We start from the raw sequence: 19,647 nt of genomic DNA, 5'->3' as shown, positions 1-19,647 counted from the left end.
CAAGAGGGGGCGGTAGTTGTGAAACTGCCGCCCTTTACCTATAAAATCATATACACACCTGCATCTTTTCCATTCATACGCCCAGTCAAGAATGCTCCTGATTATATGGTTAGAAATCATTCCTGCCACATTAGAAAAGATAAGCAGGAATTCTCTAATTCACTATAACAAACATTGTATGGCCTGCAAAGTAAGCATTTCTTTAGGGACCGCTGCCTTTATTTCTTCTTTCAGGACGCACAGCAGGCTGTGACGGATAAAATCTCTATTTGTCACCAGCACCACTTGTCGCGTAGGCCGGGGGATGGCAAACGGACGCACTAACTGTCGCTGTTCTTCCGTCAATTGCGCCACTGCCAGTTCGGGAATAAAAGTGATGCCTTTTCCGCTTTCTACCATTCGCATAAAAGTTTCCATACTTCCCAGACGATAAGCTATCTGGCTGACCTTCACCGCCTCCATCTGACAAAAACGGACAAGTTGGTCACGGAAGCAATGTCCTTCGTCCAGGAGCCAAAGATGTTCACCTGTTATATCGGAAGTACGGATCACTTCATGCTTGAAAGAGGGCTCTTTCCTTGATACATATGCGTAGAATTGCTCATAGAAAAGAGTTTCTTCTGTCAGGAATGTGTCTTCTAATTTACTGGCAATAATCCCTGCGTCCAAATCTCCGGCGTGCAAAGCTTGCTGAATATCCTGTGTTTTCATTTCTGTGACACGAATATCCAGTTCCGGGTATTTTTCCATTAGTTGAGGGAAAAAGCGGGGAAGCAAATAAGGAGCAATAGTTGGCAATACTCCCAAGCGGAATACACCGGACAATGACTGTTTATCTTCACTGATTATTTCTTTTACTTGGGCTGCCTGTGACAGAATCACACGAGCCTGATCTATCACTTTCCGCCCGATGGCTGTCGGACAAACGGGCTGTACCGTTCTATCGAATAGTTTTACTCCCAGTTCATCTTCCAGTTTCTGAATCATGGCACTCAAAGTGGGTTGCGTCACACGGCAATATTCGGCTGCCCGTGCAAAATGCCTGAACTGGTCTACAGCCAGTATATATTCTAATTGTTGTATCGTCATCTATCAAATCATATTAAGTTATAGATTTCATCTATGCAAAGATAGAAATTTTCAGTTTGACAACAAGCATTTTCCGCCTTATCTTTGCAGTACAGAAAAAAAGAAAACGAGTATAAATCATTAAAAATAAAAAGAATATGAAAACTTTAGAATTTATCAAATTGAACGAATCGGGAGCAAACAACGTAGTAGCATCTTTGCAACAACTATTAGCAGACTTCCAAGTATATTACACCAATCTCCGCGGGTTCCACTGGAATATCAAGGGACATAATTTCTTTGTTCTCCACAGTCAATTCGAAAAGATGTATGATGACACAGCTGAAAAGGTGGATGAAATTGCAGAACGTATCTTAATGTTAGGTGGCACTCCGGCCAATAAGTTCAGTGATTATCTGAAAGTGGCAGGCATCAATGAAGTAGATAAAGTGAGTAACGGAGATGAAGCATTGAATAGTATCCTTCAGTCTATCAGCTATCTGATTGGTGAAGAACGTAAGATCTTGTCCATCGCTTCTCAAGCCGGAGATGAAGTTACCGTTTCGATGATGAGCGATTATCTGAAAGAACAGGAGAAGTTGGTTTGGATGTTGGTTGCCTATAATAACAAGTAAAATTTAAATAAAAGGTTTAGGTTTTAAGTCAAAAAGAGAGGATATTCCCATAAAAAGGTATATTCTCTCTTTTTTGCATTTCTTCTCTCCAGAATTAAAAACATTCGTCAAAGAGTTTCTGCATTTGTGGGTATTTGCCATCTGTATCTTCGACCTCCATACGTAGTTTTATCATTTCCTTTTTCATTTGTTTAATGATAGGGGCATATTCTTTCTCATTGTACACATTATGATCTTCTTTCGGATCTTTTTGTAAATCATAAAAGTCCCATACCGGTTTAGTCGCTCTCTCCTGCCCGTCCGTCATATCTAATGGATCACCATAATAGAAAACAAGCTTATAACGTTCGTTACGAATCCCCATATGAGCAGGACGAATAGTGTGGTGCGTCCAATAACGATAATAAAAACTCCTACGCCAATCATCCGGTGTCCGCCCGCAAAGATTATCCACGAAGCTGCGTCCCTGCATTCCTCCTGACGGGTTCACTCCGGCAAATTGTGCCAACGTCGGAGCAAAATCGATATTTAAAATCAAATCTTTCACTCGCTTTCCGGACGGGAGCCTCTTCGGATAACGAATCACAAACGGCATGCGGGCTGCTTCCTCATAAAACATACGTTTATCGAAAAATCCATGCTCTCCCAAAAAGTAACCTTGATCGGAAACATATACCACAATCGTATTATCCGCTATCCCCATATCATCCAAAGCCTGCAAAAGTTTACCTATATTATCATCCACCGTAGCTCCGCAACGCAGATAATCTCTGATATATTTCTGATAGATAGTTTTACGGGCTGCCGCACGTTGCATACCTTGAGTAGAAAAAGGCAATCCGGGATAACGGCACCACCATTTGTCAGGATCGGCAGAAGCCAGTTCCCATCTTCTTCCTATTTCTTCCAATTTTTGTCCGATGAATCCTCTTCCATTAGTTTCCGGTCCCCAATCCATCAGATTCTCGGGCTCGGGAAATACGATTCCGTCGTACAGATGCTCCATCCTAGTTGGATAATCATACGGTTCATGGGTAGCTTTAAAATGGCAACACATCAGAAACGGCTGCTTCTTCTCCCTGGCTTTCATCCATTCTATCGCTTTCTCCGTCACAATATCGGTAGAGAATCCCTGCACACACTCACCGAAATTACGATTGCCCGGCCACGGATCGGAACTATTGATAAACAACGGATCGCGATATACTCCTTGATCGTAAAAAATTGAATAATAATCAAATCCTTGCGGCTGGGATTTTAAATGCCATTTACCGACCAAGCCTGTTTGATAGCCTGCCTGCTTCAAGATAGTAGCAATGGTAGGCAACGAAGTGTCCAACGAATCGGCTAATGTATAGACACCGTTTTTATGGCTATAAGCTCCTGTCAGAATAGAAGCGCGGCTTGGCGATGAAATAGAATTTGTACAGAAACAATTATCCAGCACCACTCCCTCGGAAGCTAAACGACGAATATTGGGATTATGCGCATAATCAGCCAATATTCCTCCATAAATTCCCCATGCTTGCGCTGTATGGTCATCACTTAGGATGAAGAGAATATTCGGACGTTCGTCCCCTGCTATTTTTATATCTGTCTGAGCACATATTTTCCCGTTCATACAGGCAGCCAGCACGCCCAGCACAGACAATGAAATTTTTTTGTCCATAATGTATTTTAGTCCAATTTAAAAGTATATTTCGCAATCAGAAACGAAATCGAATAAATAAAAACTACTTTTTTATACTAAATTACCCCCTTGTTACAATATCCGTAACAAGGGGGAATCATATTTCAAATGTTTTAACTCATATTGTTTTTTTGTTACAATTTTATCATCTCCCCTACAAACTCAAAGCCCATAGTAAGTGCCGGAGATGAAGCACTCTCCGCTATATTAAGTACTCCCTTAATTGTATACTTTTGGGTCGCTTCATCGTATTGAATAGTAAATGATCCCGGATTCGAAAGATCTACTTGCTTGTCTTTATCAACCCCCGTAAATCCTACCGCTCGGATGTCTGCCTTGGAATACTCACCGGGAAGTAAAACCGTCGTATTTAGCGCTATTCTAAGAGTATTATTTGTAGTATTTCTATCAAATAAAATCAACAGTAAATAATCGGTTTGAATTTGATATCTTGCCATTATAGATTCGAAAAACAGATCTGTATCGGGCGTATCTTTTGCTTCTATTCTGAGTTCTGTTGAAACTCCACTGCCGTCATTCGCTATTATTTCAATAACAGCCGTACCGGAGGCCAAAACCTCAATGATACCATTCTCCAATGAAATGACCTCATCGCCTTCCTTCAAATTATAAGATACAGATTTATCCTCCGCATTATCCGGCAATACAACAAGGGTAGCATTCAAATCGTAAGTATCACCGACTACCAAGTCCAGAACTCCCATTCCATCCGCTACAATAATTTCTTCCACTCTTACCTGATAATCTACGGCTACTCTGTATTTGGATTGAAATCGTGCTATATTTGCATTATCTACCAGAGTGACCGTCAGTTCTGCTTCACCAGAGGCAATACCCATAATTACTCCTTCACGGTTTACTGTGAAAACGTCCTCGTTACTTGAGCCAAACCGAAATGAGTATTCCTCCAGATTACCAGCATTATCCGGAATAACGCTAACACGCAGAGCAGTGGTAATTCCTACTTCATCAAAAACAATATCCCCCTCTTCGGTTATATACTCATTTTCGACAGAAATCCCGGTAACAGGGTTTTCCACCACCTCTACCTGACTAATTTCATCGTCATCACCGCAAGCCGCACATATAACAGCCGCAGCAAACATTAAATATAATAATTTTTTCTTCATATTTACTTCATTATAAATCGATTGATCTGCCAATTATTCGGGACAGCGTACACCCTCCACCCAGTTAAGAGTCTTATTTATATCCCAGCCATTTCCGGTCCAGTCTCTGACAACATCGCCTTCACCTTCATTAAATCTCCAGTAAGCAATCATATCCTGATAATTGTCCGGAGATATATAGCACATATTATTCTGAATCTCGCTCTGTGTCAAAGCCTTTTTCCATACACGAACTTCACTTATGACTCCGTCAAAATAGCGGGAATCCAGCGAAGAGCCAATACAGAACCTGCGTTTATCTGTCTTTCCACACAAGGTAATAGGACCACGCGGAGCATCTACCTGTCCATCCAATTCACCATTCACATAAAGCTTAATGCTAGAACCGTCGAACACAACTGCAAGATGATACCATTTATTCACTTCGAACTCCGTCTTGCCCGTGACAGGATAGCCACCTCCGGCCAATTGAATCTGATTCGGCTTAATAGTAACATCACCAAAGCGCAATAGAAATTCTTCCTCCACTCCCATTACAGTACTAATATACGGATTTATGGCAGCGAAGTTGTTCACCTTAACTCTCGCCTCCATCGTGACTTGCGGCACACTCGCCAACGCAGGATCATCCTCAAAAGCAAGCTTCATGTTAGTCCGGTAAAGAGTGGCAGCCTTAACTACCATCACTTGATTCAATACAAGATAAATCGTTCGGGAAGATTCCATAACAGGCATATCACCAGTCACATTCGTAATAGTTATAGGCACACAATAGATAACCCCCTCTTCAAAATTAGTAGTTCTCAATAAAGAAAAGATCAATTGTTCTGAAATATTCTCACCTGCTTTCAGCACAATTTCGTCATTGGACAACATATAATCTTCAACAGGAACAATCTTATATTTCTTCCCATACTCCGCATTGTAACCTTCCAGCTTATCCGGATCCACTTTGACTTTAATCAGTTGATCCCCCATTGCCTGGCAAGAAGCCGAAACTGTCACACCAATGTCAGCCGGACCATCCACTGTATATTTAACAGTAGGAGAATTTTCAGTGCCGGTAAAGTATAAAGCATCTTTCAATGGTTCCGCATTTGTACAAGCAAACAAAACGGCCCCCCATAACATAATCAATAATAAATATTTTGTCTTCATATCTTTTCTGCTTTTTAGATATTATTTCTTCGCAGGATTCATTATCTGGATAGCCTCACGAAGATATTTATATTCAACATCCGTATGGTTATACTCATATTCCATATGGTAACTTCCAATCCCTCCCTTATGCTGTTTTTCCGTTATTTCTTCCGGTTGCCAGCGTGCCATTCCAAGCAAAGAGGGAATCGTGCCTAGTTCCGGATCTTTATATCCGGCTCCTCCCGTTGACCAGAGGCTCTCAAAATTTTCTGTAACTATAAAACGTTCTGGGCTAATATGTTTACTCACCGTATTAAATCGATATTGCAAAGAAGAAGGAGCAGTTGTACCATATGCCTGGGCAATTGCATAATTTGCATATTTCCATCCTTCTTCCGTGATTTTCTCTATATATCCGTCCACACAGATGAGCTTATCCTCTCCCAAATTAGCACGCATTTCTCTCAATAAAGTAGTCATATTCACCGACTTATTGAATAAGTCACCACTGCTACATTCATGGTCGAAATCGACTCCATCATACCCATATTTGAACACACTGTCGGCTACCGCCTTCGCCACAGCAGGAATATTCTCCGCCACATTCTCAAAATTACCGGGGAAGTTGGACATATTATGAGAAAATATAGTAAATGTCACCTTGGTTCCATATACCTCTTGCACATATTTCAAATCCTCCATCTGCGCTTGAGTCAAGCTATGCCATGTTCCCCAAATAGAAACCACGTCTACACTGTCAGGCAAGTTACGCAGATATTTTACAGGAGATGTTCCGGCTGCCTTCCAGCCGCCAAACCATCCAAAAGCCAACTGATGATCTGACTTTTTATAGGCTCGCAGATTCTCATAATATTGGGCATCTTTCACAACAGGCACTTGGAGCGATATATTTTCTATCTCCGTATCACATGCCACCATAACCATAGCCAATACGAAAAGTCCAAAGACTCTATTCATTATCTTATTCATAGTAATAAAATTAGATACATAATTATTTTTTATCCCACCACAACTTTACATTTCCATAGTCCTTGCCACCAAGAAAATCAGTTACGGCCTTATTTACCTCTGTTGTATTCGTATCATATTCCGTAGACGGAAGCGGAATACGACGAGGACCGGAAGCGTCCACTTGCCCTGAACTGGCATTTGTTCCATACAAGTTAAACAGTTTCGGATACCCGGTCCGACGATATTCGCTCCAAGCCTCCTGACCTTCCGGAAACATAGCGATCCATTTCTGCGTGATAATACGCTCGAGTTTCTTTTCATCACGATCAACAGCATTCCATGCAATAGTAATTGTTGAAGCTGCCACCGCACTACCTGTTGTTCCCGAGGGCGCAGTGAACGGCACAGGTTTATATTCATCACCTCTTGTCAGATAATCACCCAAGGACACTCCCCACTGCTCAAAAGACTTCGTAATACCTGTATTATATAGTCCTTCCATTTCACCGCCCATATTCCAACCATGAAGCCTTCCTTCCGCACGCAAGAAATAAACCTCCGCAGCACACATCCACTGAACGGGTGTCTCTGCAAATATATTCGGAGCCGACAACTTAACGTAATTCGTCTTATTAGTAATATTCACCCCTAATCGTGCCCCATGAAGCTTATCACCAACTTCACCATATTCCGATTCTTGGAAATATTTGGAAAGACGAGGATCATTGTAACCCTTCATTATAGACTCAATATCAGCTCCCATTCGTACATCCTCATAATTATCCCAGCAAATCTTCAAAGGATGAAATACAGAGATCCCGTTTCCCGACTGCAACAGGGCATTTTCCGCATTTTCCGTAATCACTCCATTCTTAACTGCTTCCTCAGCTAACTTTCGTGAAGTTTTTCCATTCACCTCAAATCCCTCCACATAACAGGTACGCATAGCCAAACGCAGTTTTAATGAATTCGCGAATTTCAACCACCTCGTGAAATCACCTCCATATACCAGATCATATTTACTCAAAGGCTTACTTCCCGGATGAACAGCGACATAATCCTGCAATTCCGCTATAGCCTCATCAAGATCTTCGAAAAAAGATTTATAGATATCTTCCTGTGAATCATAAGGAGTTTCCAAGCCCCCGTGTCCAAACTGCAGATAGGGCAAAGGACCATATATATCCGTTATCCGATGCATAGCAGCCACCTTTAATATTTGTGCCACCGCATAAGCTTCCGGAAACTCATCCTTGCCATTATCACGAATTTGTTTCCATGCCGACATCACATTAGTAAATGCGACCTCGAAAGCAACGTCATTCCATTTATCATACCGCAAGTTATAATGGCAAGCAGAATTCGATCCCCACGTACCGATGGGTGTCATGTATCCTGAATGCATATCGCCGCATAAGTTTTGAGCGCGTTGAAATTGATTAGCGTCCACATCACTGGTCGGTATAACATCCATCTGCATAGCCGGAAAGAAATTCCCTATTTTCATCAATCCGACCAGCATATATTCCGGGACCTCTGTAGGATCGGTATTCCACTCTTTATAATTATCCGTACACGATGAAGCAATCAACATAGCCGCTCCTAACGTGCATACCATATGTCTTATTTTTCCTAATCTTTTCATTGTATTATTCCTTTCTGGTTAGTTAATATTGGAATTTCACACTAAACCCGATGCTACGTACACTTGGTTGCATAAAATAGTCAAACCCTTGATAATATGTACCCGTAGAGGCCGATAATTCCGGATCAAAAGGTGCCTTATTATGAAACATGAACAGATTCTTACCAATAAGCGACACTGTTAGATTTTGTATCTGATTGCCAAACCATTTTGTTGGAAATGTATACCCTAAAGTTGCTTCTCTAAGCCGTACATTTGTCATACTATAGACATAATTCGCCAAGACTCCGGTCGCCCCATTACCAAGTACATTATAGTAATCTTTTGCTGTCACACGGCCACTATTAAGATTCACTCCACCATTATCCCGTACTATAGCCGATGTTTTAGAAGTTCCATAGTAATCCATTTTAGCTTGTGTAGCAGACACGCCTACTCCACCGATACGAGCATCAATCAGGAAACTAAGATTAATGCCTTTCCAGCTGAAACTGTTATTCCATCCCCAATTGAATCGTGGTGCCGCACTACCGGCTTTTATCCAGGTATTCGGGTCAGCCTCAATAGCACCCGTATTTGCGTCAACTTTAATGTTGCCTAAATAGTCAATCTTCAACCCAGTTACATAAATATCACTCAGAGTACCTCCCTCTTTCACTATCATTTTATAGCTTCCTTGCGGATTGAAAGGTTCTATCTCTGTAATGGAAATGGGTTCTCCTGTAATTGGATTGGTAGCACCACCGGGTAACAGATAAACAACCTTATTACGATTCATAGTAAAAGTCAGATTCGAGTTCCATTTTACAGGCCCAAGATTAGCGTCAATACCCAAACGCGCTTCAATACCCCAGTTATTTACCTTACCGCCATTCAACATATAATTGCTATAACCCGTACTCGGCGGCATTGTATAATTAATGAACTGATTGTAAGTATTACTATTATAATAGGTGAAATCAATATTCAACAAATTCTGAAACATTCTCAAGTTCATACCGATTTCAACAGATTTTGTGCGTTCAGGCTTCAGATCCGGATTCAATAATCTGGAGGAAGTGTTGACGATACCATCTTTCACGGTATAGGTGGGCATTGTAATCTGCCGCATCGGCGGATTACCCACTTCACTGTAAGAAGCTCTAAACTTTAAAAAGGAAATATATGCTTTTGACAAATCAAACATCTCACTGACAACTGCAGATACACCTACCGATGGATAAAAGAAACCACTTTTCTCATTATCCGTATTTGCTAAAGTAGAAAACCAGTCATTGCGGGCAGTTAAATCCAGATATGCCCAACTCTTATACCCCAACTGGAAAGTCGCAAAAACAGCTTGATTATTATCTATATATCCCGCTTGTTCAGCCTTGGTATTTGCACCATTTTTACTTATATTGTTAAAAGAGAAAAAGTTGGGAACAGTAGCCAGATGTCCCTCATAGTTCGTCATTTCATAGGTTTGATGATTAAAACTGGCTCCCAAGTTTGCTGTAATTCCCCAATTCTCCCAACGTTTATTAATCTGTGCCATGACATCTCCATAGGTATTCTTATATCCAGACTTCATGTTCATATAATTACCATATTCAGATGCAAACAATTGGTCGGAAGAGGCCGCAATTTTACGTTCATATATATCATTGCTATTGTCTACGCGCATACGGCCAACCACATTCATCCAATCAAAAACTTTATAATTCAAATTAGCCGAGAACATGTAGCGAGATTTATGATTACTCATATTCTCACGATTCACAATCCAATACGGATTTTCTATTGCAAATCCCTGATTACCATAAGGCCAGTATTGCACATCATAATATTTCTCACTATTATAACGTTCATATACCTTATATTTATTCAAATCATCTCCCCTGGGCATGAGGTATAATGCAACAAGTGGGTTATGATATTGCCCCTGCGACATCATATTATTATCATTGGTAATCACATAAGAGGCACTCATATCCAATGTCAACTTATCCTTAATTAATTCAGTCGTATTACGCAATGTAAAATTATACCGGTTATAAGTATTATTAGGTATAATACCACGCGCATTAGTCGATGCTACAGAGAAATAAGTCTGATTGCGGTCATTGCCTGCTGACAAACCTAACGAGTTAGTTTCTGTGAAACCTGTTTGAAAGAAATCTTTAGGTTCCCATGTCGCATCCTTTTTAGCTCCCCAGCTAGCAAACTCACCTTCTAGCGATCCATAAGTCGTCTGAAACTCCGGCATTACCAATGGACTCATGAACTGAGTATCGTTAGAATAATTAATTCTCAACTTCCCCTCTTCTCCTTTTTTTGTTGTAATCAACACAACACCATTGGCACCCTGCGAACCGTAAAGCGCAGCAGCCGCTGCACCTGTCAATACAGACATCGATTCAATATCATCCGGGTTTATACTGGAAATCCCATCACTATCTCCTCCATCTGCATTCTCATAAAAGCTTTTTTCCTGATTAGAACGCATAGAAGCCATAGGAATACCGTCAATTACATACAAGGCATTGTTATCATTTGTGATAGATTTCAAACCGCGCATCACAACACGGGTAGAACCACCAATACCAGACGCACTTTGGTTAATAGTCACCCCGGCAATCTTACCAGCCAGACTATTCATGAAACTAGCATCCTTTACAGTAGTAAGATCAGCTGCTTTCATTTCTTGCACATTATAGGTCAATGATTTCACTTCGCGTTTAATACCCAAAGCGGTAACAACCACCTCATCCAGCACTTCATTATCCGGACGCATGGTTATACTGTAAAAGTCCTTTCCGGAAACAGGTATCAATTGAGTGGCATATCCGATATAAGAGACTTTCAAAGTAGAATTACTCAAAGCAGACATTGAGAAATTTCCATCCAAATCGGTAATGGTACCAGTGTTAGTACCCTCTACTGCAACATTGACACCAATCAAAGGTTCTCCCTTCTCATCAACAATTTTTCCTTTCACCGTCTTTGTAGTCTGAGAATTTGTTACCTTTTTTTCAGGAACAATCATAATATACTTATCAGTCAATTTATAAGAAAACCCTGTTCCTTTCAAAATTGTTTTTAGCGCAGTCTCTAACGGTTGGTTTACTATATTCAAAGATAATTGTCGTTTATCTGAAAGTTGTGATTGATTGTAAGCAACGGATAATTTAGACTGTCTTTCGACTTCCGACAATGCCTTTTGTAAAGTGATTTCTGCATTTTTTATAGTAATACGAATATTACTTTGGGCAAATGCTGTTGTTTGTAATATAAACAAACAGCAAATAATTATTGTACTTTTAGCTGTTTTTAGATATAAATTCATATCTTCGTAGCGTTTTTAGTGTTAAACTCATAATATTAATTCCATCAAAAATCTAGTATTTTACATTTTAATACTAAAAAACTTATTTCATATCCGGAACCAGGCGGCATCCTCGTTCCGGATACTTTTTTACATAATGATATATTTTAAGGTTAAACAATCGAGCTTCTTATTCTATTTCACAGTTTTCATATAGCAAACATTTTTATCTATTTTGTAAGTAAACTTTCCAGTCACTTCTTTCATTACCTCCATTATTTCTCCAATATCCGTATTCTTGCTAAAACTAAAGTTATATTCATCTGTTGTAAATAACTTCGTATTATATTGGAAAGTTATGTCAAAACGCCTTTCCAAAGTCAGCAGAATCTCTTCCATTGTACTTCCACGAAATACAATCTGTCCTCTCTGCCAAGCTGTTACATCTTCCAGATCAGCTTCTTCAATTTTACTTTGAGCTGTCTTTCGATTATAAACTACCTGTTGCCCCGGTCTCAAAATATAAGAATGATCCGATTGTTCATAGTTCACTTTTATCTTGCCTTGAATCAAAGTTGCAACAATTTCCGAATCTTCAGGATAAGCAGCTACATTAAATTCTGTTCCCAAGGCAGTTACAGACATATTGGCAGATCGCACAATAAATGGTTTATCCGGATTCTTCTTAACTTTAAAATCGGCTTCTCCTATTAGATAAACAGTACGAGTATCTCCTTTAAATGCATCCGGATAGAGCAATAACGTTCCGGAATTCACATGAACCCGGCTACCATCCGGTAATTCAAACTCATATGTTTTTCCATCAGGAATATATTGCTCAATCATCGCAGCCGTTTCCTCTTTAAAAGTATTCTTTGTTAACCAAAATGTACCGGATACCGTTACAACAAACATTACGACTGCTGCCGCATATTTCCAGGGAAACAACCGATACCGCTTTTTAGTGCCGGCAGATACTCCGACTTTATCATATACATTCTCTAAAGAAGTCCATGTGCCTGCATCAACTTTGCCTTCTGTTTCTTTCCATAATGTACTCAACGCTATATCTTTCTCATCAGCATGCTCCTCGTCTAACAACCATTGATGTACTTCTTTGGTTACATTCTCGCTATGCTCAGAAGCGGTGAATACATTGATAATTTTTTGAATATAATTCTTCATTTTAGATTTGCCTTATATAATATAGACAACTAGCTAAAACGGACTACTCAACTGAAATAGAAAAAAAATGCGATTAAGATGACTTTTTTTAATTCTTGTAGTGCAAGATAGATGTGGCGTTCCACTGTACGGATAGAAAGTTGTAGTTTATCAGCAATCTCCTGATTACTCATACCGTTTTGCCGGCTCATAGAAAAAACTTTTCTGCGTTGTTCCGGCATATTATCTAAAGTAAGTTTTATCAGAAGTTGTAGTTCTTTTGCATAAAGTTTATCGTATATATCAAATTCAAAAGAAGGAGAATCTTCCTGGGACAATTTCTCCTGATAACTAAGTTCTACGGACTGATGCTTCAAAAAGTTATAAATCTGATTACGAGTCATCGTGTAAATATAACTATCCCATGTCTCTTTGTTTTCCCAGATTTCCGGATTATCCCACAGTTTGACAAATATATCCTGAGCAATATCTTCAGCATCTTCTTCCGAACGTAAAATCTTCCATGCAAAAGCCTTTACCTTCGGAAAAGTAAGAATGAAAAACTGCTCGAATTTTTTCTTCTTTTCTTGTTCACCAATATGTGTCATCAGAGATTTTCGGCTATTATCGTTTTTATGGAAGCCAAAAATAGAAGCTTTTATTAAAAAAAACAAGTAAAAGTTATATTAAAAACAAATTTATTATTTTCTCCCGAAATTCATTTTCCGGTATATCCTCTTATTTATCAGAGATTATAAAAGTGAACTACAGCTTTCATAAGATGAGACCTATTCAACTGAAAATAATCCATTTAATCTAATATCATCCGGAGAACTACCGATCATTATCTGAAAAACTCCTGCCTCAACAGTTCGTTCCACATCTTGGTTTATAATACATAAGTCTTCTTCTGCCAAAGTGAAGATAATAGACTTTTCCTCTCCCTTTCTTAAAGGAAAACGTTTAAAATGTTTCAACTGCCTCATTGGCTGGACAACTGACGCATATTTATGCCTTATATAAAGTTGTGCCACTTCCTCCCCGTCATACTTCCCTGTATTTTTCACATTAAATGAAACCTCAAAACAATAAGGGCCTTTCTGTACTATTTGTAAATCTGAATATTCAAAAGTGGTATAACTCATCCCGTAACCAAAAGTATAGATGGGCGATGCTGACATTTCTACATAATCATGGTTGCGGGGAGCTTTCTTATTATAATATACCGGAATCTGCCCTACTGACCGGGGAACAGATATTGGCAAACGTCCGGCAGGATTATAATCTCCAAATAAGACATCGGCTATCGCATTTCCACCTTCCTGTCCCGGATAATAGGCCGTTAATAATGCATCTGCATATTCCGAAGCCCAGTTTTTCTCTAACGGACGACCTTCGATATAAACTACAATCAATGGCTTTCCCGTTTGCTTCAAGGCTTCCAATAATTCTTGCTGTCTGCCAAGCAATGACAAAGTTGCACGATCGAATCCTTCACCACATTCCATATCACTAATGCTACCCTGTTCAGCTACTGCTGCACCTGTTTCTTTATAACTCGTTTTAAAGTCACGGGCACTGGAACCGCCCACCACTGCTATGACAACTTCAGCACAACGCGCAACGTCAACTGCCTGTTTTATTTCATTCACAGCAGTATCACGGATAGCGCAACCTTTCACATATTCCACACGCGAAGGAGATAGTTTAGCTATTATTCCATCAAGTACAGTTTTCACATTACTGTCTTCCTGAGGAGCGGTATAGTCTCCTAACATATTGTACCGATTGTCGGCATTAGGACCAATAACTGCCACTTTGTTTATTTTCTTGTTTAAAGGCAGAATTGAATTTTCATTTTTGAGCAATGTAATAGAGGCTTGTGCCATTTTACGTGCCAAACTGATATGTTCTTTACTGCGTACTATTTTTTCCGCAACCTTCGGTTCCACATAAGGATGCTCAAACAACCCCATCTCAAATTTCATCCGTAACACCCGGCAAACAGCAGTATCAATCACCGCTTTGTCCATTTGCCCGTTCTGAACTGCATGACAAAGATTAGTATAGGCATCTCCCCCTAGGTCAACGTCAACGCCCGCCATAACAGCGCTTATCGCAGCTTTTTCTTTTGTCGGAGCTACAAAGTGACTTTCATGAATGCCCTCAATACTATATAAATCGGACACAACAAAACCACGAAATTTCCACTCATTACGCAACAATTGAGTCAGCAAATAATGATTCGACGTACATGGAATGCCATCTATTGAGTTATATGAGGTCATGACTGATAATGCTCCTGCATCTATCGCCTTATGAAAAGGAGGAAGAAAGTTCTGATGCAAATCCCGAATACCTACTGATGCATAATTACCATTTTGTCCACCCTCCGGCACAGCATATGCCAGAAAATGTTTCAGCGTCGCTATGGTAGCGTACTTCTGCGATAAATCACCTCCTCCTAAACCTTCGACCATAGCTGCTCCTAAAACGCCACTCAACACCGGATCTTCTCCAAATGTTTCTTCCACACGAGACCAACGGGGATCACGAGTTAAATCAAGCACAGGCCCGTAACTTATATGCCCGCCTTGAGAACGAATCTCTTTAGCTATGACCTGCCCTACTTCTTTTATCAATTCCGGAGACCATGATGCCGCCATTCCTATACCCGTAGGAAAAACAGTAGTACCAATTGCCATATGCCCATGAGGGGCTTCTTCCGCTAGAAACATCGGGATTCCCAAACGGGTATTCTCCATCACATATTTTTGCAATGCATTTCCTGCTTTCGCTGCCAATTCAGGATTTAATCCACTCGATAATGTTTTCTTTGTCCATGGGTCTGCACGATAAGTCGCCCAAAGCATTCCTGCATTCCTTTCCTTGACAAGTTGCTTGAACTTCCCGGAAGGATAAACCTCATTTCCCTTTATTTCGTACATCTCCCACCCCAGAGGACAAAGTAATTGACCGACCTTCTCTTCTAAAGTCATACGGGAAAGCAAGTCTGAAAGTCTTATATCTATTGACAGACTGGAATCTTTGTAAGCAGGTAATGAGAGAGAGGATTGAGTAAATCCCAAAGTACATACCATCTGTACTATCACCAAGATATACAATCGTTTTATCATAATGTTATATGCAGTAAAATGACTCAATTAATTTATAGTGTATTTCTAATCTTTCAAATAGAGATATTCAATCCTACTTACCCATTTCTCCTTCAAATATAACTGTATGTACAGGCTGATGAACATCATTTGTTATCAACTTAACCTTTGCATCCAATGGCTGGTTTGAAGATGATACATTTAATTCAAACAAAACTTCCAGACATTCATTTTGCTTCAAAATCTTTTCACCCCGGAGATTAGTAGAAACAAATTCCGGACATTCTATTTTGCGGATAATAAGAGGATTCGCCCCTTCATTAGTAACTTTTACTTTTCTCTGAATATGCTTTTTTAATGAGATATTCCCCAAATTAAAATAAGATTGTGAGCACTTCATCCGGGGAGCAGTTGCTGTGCTTACTTTTCTCATATCATCAATCACTGTTCCAAAGATTTGTATAGGAGAACTGTGTACGGAATTGGCACTAATAATAATCTTATCTTTAAATGTACCGTAAAAGCCTTTTAAAGGAAAAGCTGTTATTTTTATAGTCGCATAAGATCGACCTTGAAGAGATGATGGCATAGATATCGACAAACATCCACTCTTATGTAACAGCGAGTATGACAACTTGACCATTTTATCCGATCGGTTATAGACTTTAATTTCCTGTTGTTTTGACCTCCTATTATGTTGCAGCTGACCATAAGATAGAGTCATTCGGTCGGCCAGAATATCTGATGATAAAGAATAAGGATATTCATCCTCTATACGATTAATTGTACTTATCGTACCTTTTACCCAAAGAGTATTGACACTTTGCCCTGAATTGGAAACAACCCTTATACTCTTAGAGAAAAAGTTTGTTCGCCCTTTAGGATCGAAAGTTACGGTAATAGTGCCTGTATGCCCAGGTTTTACAGGTTGTTTACTATAAACAGGAATGGCACACCCACAAGTTGAAATCACTTCTTCGATCACAACCGGAGAAGTATGCATATTAGTAAAATGAAAAGTATGACTCACTTTGCCTCCTGCTTCCTGAATATTACCAAAATTCCAAGTAGTAGTATCAAAACGCAATACAGCTTTTCCCTGTTGTTGAGCACATACGCCAACAGTAGAGCACAGTAAAACCATCAAAGCTGATATAAAACGTTTCATCATTATTTCTTTAAGTTAATATTGGGAGTTACGTAAAAACACAATAACTCCCAATATAAAATCACATTTTAATTATCTTGAGGCAAATCATTGAATTCTGCATCCCAAATGATATTTGCTGAAGCCGGGAAAGTTAAATCACGCCCATTGCCCGAACTGTCCTTCAATGTATTCCCTTCTCCTTCATCCAATTTCCAATAGCCATATAAGTCCGACGAAGATGGAGAAGCTATTGTACGCAAGTTAGCTTTTACCTCTTCCGCTGTCAGACATTTCTTCCACATACGAATATCAGAAATCAGACCATCAAAATACATACTTGAACTTGTATAACCAAACTGAATACCGGTCAACGTATATCCCACCTTGAATCTTTGAGAAGAAGATGGTCCCCAACGTTTAGTCGGTTTTGCAGAAGCAACTTCCTCACCGTTAATATATAAACGATAAGCAATCTCTGTATTCTGACCCGTTTTTGTTCCCTCACAAGTGATAGTCAACCTTACCCATTGATTAGCCGGCAACGTTATATTTTGATTAGCCAATGTCAAGTCACATTGACGATTACCAATATTAGACGCTCCCGTTACACCTGTTACACGTAGTTCACAACCACTAAAAACTTCATTATTATTGTTAGTATCTTTACCACGCCATGTACCTATATAATTAGTTCCACTGTGCCAACTATATGGATATACAAGCATTTCAAACGTATGTGTATTATCTTCAATCGTAACTACTTCATCATTTGCGAAACTTAACGTACGATACATATCCGTTGAATAAGAACTCATATTCAATCCCGGTATATAATCCAATTCTCCGTCAATGCTAATCGTAAAATAAGAAACAGAACGAGTGTCCGTTACAAATTGTCCTACACACGTTTCATCTATTGTTGCAACAATAGGAAGCAAATATTCTTCACCTTCCACCAAACCGAACAATGATGAAAACTTAACTGATAAGGAATTGGATTCTTGCTGTCCTGCCTTCACTATCGCATTTTTAGCTTGCAACTCATAGACAAAAGCGGGCATCATCTTATAAGACGTGTTATTTGCAGCATTATAAGCCTCTACCATACTTTCGTCCACGGCAATGTCACACAATAAAGTAGTAGCAGCAGGTTTATCCAGTTTGATAGTATAATCATAAACATAGCTTCCTGCATCCAGTATCTCCCTATAATCAATAGAAACAGGTCCTGCTTCCGACTGTGGCATCTCTATTGTTGGCAATTCAATAAAATCATTGTCATCATCCGAACAGGATGTGAATCCTACTCCTCCCAATAAAACAAGCAAAAGGAGAGTTAATCTATTTATATTGTTTTTCATTATCATACAGTCTATTCATTTATTATTACCTTATTCAAGACATTTATTCGTATCATCATAAGTCCAGTCAATCGTGATTCCATTCTTATAACTGATATCACGCTTTGACGGAGATAAATCATAGAAAGTAGTTCCTTCTCCTTCATTCATTCTCCAATAAGACACAAGTCCATTGGTAGAAGGGTCTACCCCACATACATTTGCTTTAATTTCACGAGCAGACAAAGGACGAGTCCAAAGGCGCATCTCACTCAAACGACCATAAAACAATTGTGAAGATTGATAACCTTTTGAAGGCATACCGATCTGTACTCCATAAAGCGCATATTCATACGGAGCAACTGTCATTGAGTTATCTTTCTCTCCATTAATATACAATGTCAACGTAGTGCCGTCATTTACCAAGGCAACAGCATACCAGGTATTTAAAGCAAAGCGAGTATTCGATGACATTTTCCCCTGTTTAGTTGTTACATGCAACTGGTTCGGCTCATCCGTTCCTTCACCAAAACGAAGCAGGTTCTGGTCACATTTAAAGCCTCCATCATCAATCGCTCCCCCTTCTACAGACGCTTCACTACCTCCAAATGAACAAACACGGGTAGTACCGGAAGCTCCGGAAGAACGGAATTGAGTGGCATATATCTTCACTTCCCATGTATAAGTAGGCAAGGAAGGAATAGGATCCGGAAGCAAAAATTGATAAGCCATAGAAGCCTGTCCTACATACGGAGCATGGAAACGCAATGTTCGAGATACTTTCAGGAAAATAGTACGTCCTGCTTCTATAATATCCAAATCTCCCGTCGCACTTTTTATGGTAACCGGTATCAAATAAACACGTCCCGGAACAAATTCCGAATCATCCGCAATTGAAAGAGAGGCAGCAGAAGAAATTGCCTGTCCTGCTGAAATCGTAACCTCCGGATTTTCAAATGTATATGATTTATCCGGAATGGGATAATAATTGGTTCCCATTTCCTCATTATAAGTATCAACCAGACTTGCATCAACAGCCAGGTTCACCTGAATATCCGATTCAACGCGAGAAGTTGAAGTCACAGAAACAGCATACGCAGATGGAAATCCATCAATGGCAAACTTTACCAATCTATCCGAAGATGTTCCGGTCATTAACAACCCGTCACCTTTTTGAGCGGCTTCCTGGCATCCCTGCAGCATAAAAGAAGCTATTCCTATCAAAGCTGCTCCCCATATCTTTTTTATATTATTCAATGTTTTCATACC

Annotated in this window: 14 protein-coding genes; 1 reads left to right on the top strand and 13 read right to left on the bottom strand. The window is 39.6% G+C overall.

All coding sequences use genetic code 11. The features are described 5' to 3' along the window. Positions 1-162 precede the first annotated feature (162 nt). Positions 163-1,089 (bottom strand): hydrogen peroxide-inducible genes activator, encoded by a 927-nt coding sequence (locus tag AB3G73_RS01135; RefSeq protein WP_234132102.1) that lies wholly within the window; start codon positions 1,087-1,089, stop codon positions 163-165. 137 nt (positions 1,090-1,226) lie between these two features. Here AB3G73_RS01135 and AB3G73_RS01130 point away from each other — a divergent pair, with 137 nt between their 5' ends. Beyond that, on the top strand, positions 1,227-1,703 hold the full coding sequence (locus AB3G73_RS01130) for a Dps family protein (RefSeq protein WP_148365976.1): 477 nt from the start codon (positions 1,227-1,229) through the stop codon (positions 1,701-1,703). A gap of 94 nt (positions 1,704-1,797) precedes the next feature. On the opposite strand, the gene AB3G73_RS01125 is transcribed toward AB3G73_RS01130, so the two are convergent. From AB3G73_RS01125 to AB3G73_RS01070, 12 genes are all read right to left on the bottom strand, one after another. Continuing rightward, the gene (locus AB3G73_RS01125; RefSeq protein ID WP_320979450.1) at positions 1,798-3,372 is read right to left on the bottom strand and encodes a sulfatase; all 1,575 of its coding nucleotides are present in this window, start codon (positions 3,370-3,372) and stop codon (positions 1,798-1,800) included. A gap of 155 nt (positions 3,373-3,527) precedes the next feature. Then, positions 3,528-4,544 carry an Ig-like domain-containing protein gene (locus tag AB3G73_RS01120; RefSeq protein WP_367741886.1) on the bottom strand — a complete coding sequence of 339 codons (1,017 nt, stop codon included), beginning with the start codon at positions 4,542-4,544 and terminating at the stop codon, positions 3,528-3,530. A 33-nt stretch (positions 4,545-4,577) separates the two neighbouring features. After that, positions 4,578-5,702, bottom strand: coding sequence for a DUF1735 and LamG domain-containing protein (locus AB3G73_RS01115; RefSeq protein ID WP_148365970.1), 1,125 nt, complete (start codon positions 5,700-5,702; stop codon positions 4,578-4,580). 21 nt (positions 5,703-5,723) lie between these two features. After that, positions 5,724-6,674 (bottom strand): glycoside hydrolase family 18, encoded by a 951-nt coding sequence (locus tag AB3G73_RS01110; protein ID WP_320995955.1) that lies wholly within the window; start codon positions 6,672-6,674, stop codon positions 5,724-5,726. A 22-nt stretch (positions 6,675-6,696) separates the two neighbouring features. After that, complete coding sequence (locus tag AB3G73_RS01105) at positions 6,697-8,301, bottom strand: RagB/SusD family nutrient uptake outer membrane protein (protein WP_148365966.1); 1,605 nt, start codon at positions 8,299-8,301, stop codon at positions 6,697-6,699. Positions 8,302-8,323: 22 nt separating this feature from the next. Continuing rightward, positions 8,324-11,629: a TonB-dependent receptor gene (locus AB3G73_RS01100; protein WP_195649873.1), complete on the bottom strand. Its 3,306-nt coding sequence runs from the start codon at positions 11,627-11,629 to the stop codon at positions 8,324-8,326. Positions 11,630-11,803: 174 nt separating this feature from the next. Continuing rightward, the gene (locus AB3G73_RS01095) at positions 11,804-12,793 is read right to left on the bottom strand and encodes a FecR family protein (RefSeq protein ID WP_367741875.1); all 990 of its coding nucleotides are present in this window, start codon (positions 12,791-12,793) and stop codon (positions 11,804-11,806) included. A gap of 47 nt (positions 12,794-12,840) precedes the next feature. Further along, positions 12,841-13,380 (bottom strand): RNA polymerase sigma-70 factor, encoded by a 540-nt coding sequence (locus AB3G73_RS01090; protein ID WP_148365960.1) that lies wholly within the window; start codon positions 13,378-13,380, stop codon positions 12,841-12,843. A 180-nt stretch (positions 13,381-13,560) separates the two neighbouring features. Then, positions 13,561-15,909, bottom strand: coding sequence for a glycoside hydrolase family 3 N-terminal domain-containing protein (locus AB3G73_RS01085; RefSeq protein WP_367741873.1), 2,349 nt, complete (start codon positions 15,907-15,909; stop codon positions 13,561-13,563). Between the two features lie 73 nt (positions 15,910-15,982). Then, on the bottom strand, positions 15,983-17,059 hold the full coding sequence (locus AB3G73_RS01080) for a DUF1573 domain-containing protein (RefSeq protein WP_234132106.1): 1,077 nt from the start codon (positions 17,057-17,059) through the stop codon (positions 15,983-15,985). Between the two features lie 65 nt (positions 17,060-17,124). Then, on the bottom strand, positions 17,125-18,399 hold the full coding sequence (locus tag AB3G73_RS01075; protein WP_234132107.1) for a DUF1735 domain-containing protein: 1,275 nt from the start codon (positions 18,397-18,399) through the stop codon (positions 17,125-17,127). A gap of 30 nt (positions 18,400-18,429) precedes the next feature. Next, on the bottom strand, positions 18,430-19,644 hold the full coding sequence (locus tag AB3G73_RS01070) for a DUF1735 and LamG domain-containing protein (RefSeq protein ID WP_234132108.1): 1,215 nt from the start codon (positions 19,642-19,644) through the stop codon (positions 18,430-18,432). Positions 19,645-19,647 lie beyond the last annotated feature (3 nt).

The sequence above is a fragment of the Bacteroides sp. L008 genome (assembly GCF_040812255.1).
GTDB classification, from domain to species: domain Bacteria; phylum Bacteroidota; class Bacteroidia; order Bacteroidales; family Bacteroidaceae; genus Bacteroides; species Bacteroides vicugnae.
Note: the sequence above shows the minus strand (reverse complement) of the source record. Positions and strands in the feature narration are given on the sequence as shown.

Bases quoted from the DNA above. Each gene is read 5' to 3' on its own strand.
- AB3G73_RS01095 (WP_367741875.1), bottom strand. From the start codon at position 12,793: ATGAAGAATTATATTCAAAAAATTATCAATGTATTCACCGCTTCTGAG.
- AB3G73_RS01100 (WP_195649873.1), bottom strand. From the start codon at position 11,629: ATGAATTTATATCTAAAAACAGCTAAAAGTACAATAATTATTTGCTGT.
- AB3G73_RS01105 (WP_148365966.1), bottom strand. From the start codon at position 8,301: ATGAAAAGATTAGGAAAAATAAGACATATGGTATGCACGTTAGGAGCG.
- AB3G73_RS01125 (WP_320979450.1), bottom strand. From the start codon at position 3,372: ATGGACAAAAAAATTTCATTGTCTGTGCTGGGCGTGCTGGCTGCCTGT.
- AB3G73_RS01070 (WP_234132108.1), bottom strand. From the start codon at position 19,644: ATGAAAACATTGAATAATATAAAAAAGATATGGGGAGCAGCTTTGATA.
- AB3G73_RS01130 (WP_148365976.1), top strand. From the start codon at position 1,227: ATGAAAACTTTAGAATTTATCAAATTGAACGAATCGGGAGCAAACAAC.
- AB3G73_RS01085 (WP_367741873.1), bottom strand. From the start codon at position 15,909: ATGATAAAACGATTGTATATCTTGGTGATAGTACAGATGGTATGTACT.
- AB3G73_RS01120 (WP_367741886.1), bottom strand. From the start codon at position 4,544: ATGAAGAAAAAATTATTATATTTAATGTTTGCTGCGGCTGTTATATGT.
- AB3G73_RS01075 (WP_234132107.1), bottom strand. From the start codon at position 18,399: ATGAAAAACAATATAAATAGATTAACTCTCCTTTTGCTTGTTTTATTG.
- AB3G73_RS01115 (WP_148365970.1), bottom strand. From the start codon at position 5,702: ATGAAGACAAAATATTTATTATTGATTATGTTATGGGGGGCCGTTTTG.
- AB3G73_RS01080 (WP_234132106.1), bottom strand. From the start codon at position 17,059: ATGATGAAACGTTTTATATCAGCTTTGATGGTTTTACTGTGCTCTACT.
- AB3G73_RS01110 (WP_320995955.1), bottom strand. From the start codon at position 6,674: ATGAATAAGATAATGAATAGAGTCTTTGGACTTTTCGTATTGGCTATG.
- AB3G73_RS01135 (WP_234132102.1), bottom strand. From the start codon at position 1,089: ATGACGATACAACAATTAGAATATATACTGGCTGTAGACCAGTTCAGG.
- AB3G73_RS01090 (WP_148365960.1), bottom strand. From the start codon at position 13,380: ATGACACATATTGGTGAACAAGAAAAGAAGAAAAAATTCGAGCAGTTT.